This window comes from Mesorhizobium sp. M7A.F.Ca.US.006.04.2.1, from assembly GCF_004022915.1.
Taxonomy (GTDB): Bacteria; Pseudomonadota; Alphaproteobacteria; order Rhizobiales; family Rhizobiaceae; genus Mesorhizobium; species Mesorhizobium ciceri.
Genome location: NZ_RZQA01000505.1, coordinates 1 through 4,823 on the forward strand (window position 1 = coordinate 1; position 4,823 = coordinate 4,823).

Sequence of the window (4,823 nt, forward strand, 5' to 3'; positions counted from 1 at the left end):
ATCGTACCACCATGGAAATGGGCAGGCCGCCGCCGGAGCCCGGCAGCGTCGGCGGTGCGAAGACGAAGGCCTCGACACCGGCCACTTTGGCGATACGGGCCGTAATGTCAGCCTGCAGTTCCTTCGAATTGCGCTTGCGTTCCGCCCAGTCCTTGAAGGCATAGCCGACGAAGGCGCTGTTTGTCGTGCCGCCGAAGGCGACGGCCGAGAACTGCGCCCGTGTTTCGGGAATATCCTTCACCAGGCCGAGGATCTGGTTGACGTATGTCTCGGTGTAATCGGACGTCGCATAACGCGGCGCCGTCACAATCGAGAGCAGAAAGCCCTGGTCCTCTTCCGGCGCAAGTTCGCTCGAGGTCTTGGTGAACATGAAGCCGGTGACGCCGACAAGCGCAAGCACGATGATCAACGTCAACGGGCGATAGTTCAGCGATCCGGTGACGGCGCGTTCATAGACATGCTCGACGCGCGCGAAGGTGCCGTCGACAATGCGCTGGAAACGGCCCGGCGTGCCGGACTTCAAGAGGCGTGCCGACATCATCGGGGTGATGGTGATGGCGATGACACCCGACAGCACCACCGAGCCGGCGAGCGTGACCGCGAATTCACGGAACAGCGCGCCGGTCAGGCCGCCGGTAAATGCCAGCGGTGCGAACACGGCGGCCAGCGTCATGGTCATGGCAACGATGGCTGATGCGATTTCGCGCATACCGCTGAACGCAGCCTGCATCGGCGACATGTGATCTTCTTCCATGTGACGGTGGATGTTCTCCACCACCACGATGGCGTCGTCGACGACCAGGCCGATCGCCAGCACCATGGCGAGCAGCGACAGAAGGTTGATCGAGTAGCCAACCGCGAACAAAAGGAAGCAGACGCCGATCAGCGACAACGGGATGGTGATGATCGGCATCATCACCGACCGGAAGGAGCCAAGGAACAGAAGGATGACGACGACGACGATGGCAACCGCCTCGCCGATGGTCTTGAACACCTCTTCAATCGAGGCGCTGATCTGCCCGGTCGCGTCGTAGACGACCTCGATCGTCATGCCTTTCGGCAGTGTCTCCTGAATCTGCGGCACCAGCTTGGTGAGCGCAGCCGCCGTGGTCAGCGGATTGGCCGCCGGCGTCGGGAAGATGGCGAGGAAGGTGCCTGGCTTACCGTTGAACGAGACCCTGGTGTCGGTGTTCTCGGCGGCGAGTTCGACGCGAGCCACGTCGCGCAACCGCACCACATTGCCGTCGGTCGAGCGCAGCGGCAGCTCGGCGAATGCCTCCGGCGTCTGCAATGTCGAGCGCACGGTGATCGAGGAGACGACATACTCGTTCTGGGTGTTGCCGGGCGCCGACAGGAAGTTGGAATTGTTGATCGCCGTCAGCAGTTCGGAGGCGGTCACGCCGCGCGCCGCAAGTTTGACCGGATCGATCCAGACGCGCATCGAGTATTCCTGGGCGCCGAAGATCTGCACGTCGGCGACGCCTTCGACCGTCGACATGCGCGGTCTGATGACGCGCTCGATATACTCCGTCAGCTGCTCCTTCGTCATGTTCGGATTCTGCATCGAGATGTACATCATCGCGAACTGCTGGCCGGTGCCCTTGACGATGACAGGGTCCTTCGACGCGTCCGGCAAAGTGCCGCGCACGCCCTGAACCTTGGACAGAACTTCGGTCAGCGCGACGTCGGGGTTCGAGCCGAGCTTCATCTGCACCGTCACGGTGCTGGAGGACGGGCGGCTGGACGAGGTGACGTAGTCGATGTTTTCGGTCGACGCGACGGCGCGGGCGATCGGGGCGGAAATGAAGCCCTGGATCAGATCGGCGCTGGCGCCTGGATAGGCCGTGGTGATCGTGATGGCCGTTTCATCGACCTTCGGATACTGCCGGATCGACAGATTGAAGATGCCCTGGAAACCCAGGAGCAGGATCATGCAAGCAAGGACCGTCGAAAGAACAGGCCGGCGAATGAAGAGATCTGAAAAGCTCATTGCTGGTCGGCCTGCTTGTTCGCCGATTTGGTCGGGTCGATGGTGTTGTCCACAACGACGGACATGCCGTTGAAGAGGCGGTTCTGACCGGCGGTGACGACCTCGTCGCCGGCCTTCAGCCCCTCGACGATCTCGACCATGCCTTGATTGCGGCGGCCGGGCTTGACGAACACCTGCGACAGCACGAGCGCGGGCTTGTCACCTTCCGCCGCCGGCTTGGCCCCATCGGCAGCCTTGTCAGTTGGCTTTGCCGCATCGGCGGCAGGCTTGGCTGCATCAGCCGCCGGCTTCATGGCATCGGCCGGCTTGGTGTCCGCAGGCTTGGCGTCAGCCGATTTGTCGGCTGCCGGCGCAGCGGGTTTTTCCTCCGGCTTGGCAGCTGGCGCTGTCTCGGCGGGCTTGGCTGGCTGCACCACGAAGATGTAGTCGCCATAGAGACTTGTCGTCAGCGCCGTCTGCGGCAGGGTCAGCACGTTCTGCTCTTCGGGCAGCTCGACACGCACCTGCACGAACTGGCCGGGGGTCAGCTTGCCATCGGGATTGGCGACTTCCGCCCGGATGTTCACCAGCCGGCTGGACGAGTCGATCTTCGGGTCTATGCCACGAATGGCGCCTGCGAATGGCCTGTCCTCGCCGCCAAAGCCCAATCGAATCGTCTGGCCGATCTTGAGCAAGGCGAGTTGCTGTTCGGGAACCGTGAAATCGACCCGCATCGTGTCGAGGTCCTGCAATGTCACCACGGCGGTGCCGGGCGCCAAATACTGGCCGACATCGATCTTCGGGATACCCACCGTGCCGCCGAAAGGCGCCGTCAGCTGCTTCTGGTCGAGCACGGCCTGCAGCTTGGTGACTTGGGATGCCGAGGCCGAGGCCGCCGCACGCGCCGTGTCCAGCGTCGAGTCGGAGCCAACGCCACGCCTGGTCAGTTCGATGGCGCGGGCAAGTGAGGTCTGGTCTAGCGCGGCTTGCGCCTTCTGTGCATCGAGGTCGGCGCGCTCGACGGCGTCATCGAGTTGCAGCAGAACCGCATTGTCCGCCACCTTCTGGTTGGCATGGAAAAGGATGTCCTTGACGATACCGGTAGTCTCGACCGTCAGGTCGACACCGCGCACCGCCTTGACCGTGCCGATCGCCTCGACGCCTGGCGTCCAGGCCGAAGGCTTGGCGATGGTCGTCGAAACGGTTGCCGCCGGCGGCTTCATCGATGCGAAGTACTGCTTGATGCCGTTGTCGCGCAGGAAGTTGAAGCCGACGATGCCGCCGACCACGACGACGAGCAGGGCCAGAACCAGAACAATGATAAAGATACGGAGTATGCGCTTGAACAAGGAAGTCCCCTCAGTCGAAATCCGGCGCGAAGCGCGGATATCGGGACACATACCGACTGCGGGTCCCGATTTCAAATAATGGCGGTCTTCCTGTACCGTCTGGACGGTCTTGTCAATTGGGCCTAAGCTTGCGATGGGAGGCACCATGAGAGCCCAAAGACCGAATTCGCGCGAGAAGATTCTCGCCGCGGCGGCTGATGTTGCCCGGGAATCCGGACCAGGCAGCCTGTCGCTGGATGCCGTCGCCAGCCGTGCCGGCGTGTCGAAGGGAGGGCTCCTCTACAATTTCCCGACCAAGGCCAAATTGATGCAAGGTTTGGTCGAAGGCTATCTGCGCGAGTTCGAGCACGCGCTGGAAGCCGCCCGCACAAATGACAAGGACGAAAATCCCCTGGCCGTCTACATCAGGCTGTCGGCCAATGATTGCGAGGAAAAGCAGCCGTCGGCGTCCTGGATCTTCTCGGCCATCGCCGAGGATCCCGATTTCATGATGCCGATAAAGACCTTCAAGCGGCAGCTTTTCGAGCGGCTGAAGGGCGAGACGCCGGATCTCAAATCGCTGTTGATCTGCTATCTCGCCATCGAGGGATTGCGCAGCATGAACCTCTTCGATTCGGATGTCCTGTCGAAAGACGAGCGCCAGTTGTTGGTATCGTCGCTGCTCGAGATTGCCAAATAGGCGCCGCCCACCCGCTTTTCGGCAGGCCTGTTCGTGAACGCGGCGTTCGCTGGCGTCACACAGGGTTCATCGTGCGGACATAGCGTCTTCCCAGTTCTTTGCTGCAATGCATCTGGAGTGGGACATGGTGGACATAGTTTCTAGCGAGGCGGGCATTCCGAGACCGGATCATCCGCTGGATCAATCGGGCAGCGCGAAGTGGTTCCTGCCGGCCTTCGGCGTGCTGGTGCTCGTCGGCATCGCCTATGTCGGCTACGCGCTCAGCCAGGATCTTGCGGTGGCCAAGACCGTGCCGTGGATCCTGCTTGGCATCGCCTTGCTGATCGCGCTCGGCTTCGAGTTCGTCAACGGCTTCCATGACACCGCCAATGCGGTGGCGACGGTTATCTACACGCGCTCGATGCCGGCCGAATTCGCCGTCATGTGGTCGGGCGCCTTCAATTTCCTGGGGGTTCTCACCTCCAGCGGCGCGGTCGCTTTCGGCATCCTGTCGCTGCTGCCGGTCGAGCTGATCCTGCAGGTCGGCTCGTCCTCGGGCTTCGCCATGGTGTTCGCGCTGCTTGTGGCGGCGATCCTGTGGAATCTCGGCACCTGGTTCCTCGGACTGCCGGCGTCGAGCTCGCACACGATGGTCGGTTCGATCATCGGCGTCGGCCTTGCCAACCAGTTCATGGCGCCCGCCGGCAGCGCCACCAGCGGCGTCGACTGGTCGCAGGCGACCAATGTCGGCGTCACCCTGCTGGTGTCGCCGATCATCGGCTTCTTCGCCGCGGCGATACTGCTCTATGTAATGAAGCTGCTGGTGCGCAATCCGGCGCTCTACGAG

The 4,823-nt window shown here is 62.4% G+C and carries 4 protein-coding genes; 2 read left to right on the plus strand and 2 right to left on the minus strand.

The genetic code is table 11. From position 1 onward, the window contains the following. The coding region (locus tag EN925_RS23770) for an efflux RND transporter permease subunit (protein ID WP_164894353.1) at positions 1-1,990 on the minus strand (1,990 nt) is incomplete at its 3' end. Further along, positions 1,987-3,318 (minus strand): efflux RND transporter periplasmic adaptor subunit, encoded by a 1,332-nt coding sequence (locus tag EN925_RS23775; protein ID WP_013529307.1) that lies wholly within the window; start codon positions 3,316-3,318, stop codon positions 1,987-1,989. The genes EN925_RS23770 and EN925_RS23775, both read right to left, overlap by 4 nt. 145 nt (positions 3,319-3,463) lie before the next feature. Here EN925_RS23775 and EN925_RS23780 point away from each other — a divergent pair, with 145 nt between their 5' ends. Both EN925_RS23780 and EN925_RS23785 read left to right on the plus strand, forming a co-directional pair. Next, complete coding sequence (locus tag EN925_RS23780) at positions 3,464-3,997, plus strand: TetR/AcrR family transcriptional regulator (RefSeq protein ID WP_013529308.1); 534 nt, start codon at positions 3,464-3,466, stop codon at positions 3,995-3,997. Between the two features lie 124 nt (positions 3,998-4,121). Next, on the plus strand, positions 4,122-4,823 hold a 702-nt coding region (locus EN925_RS23785), incomplete at its 3' end, for an inorganic phosphate transporter (RefSeq protein ID WP_206632896.1).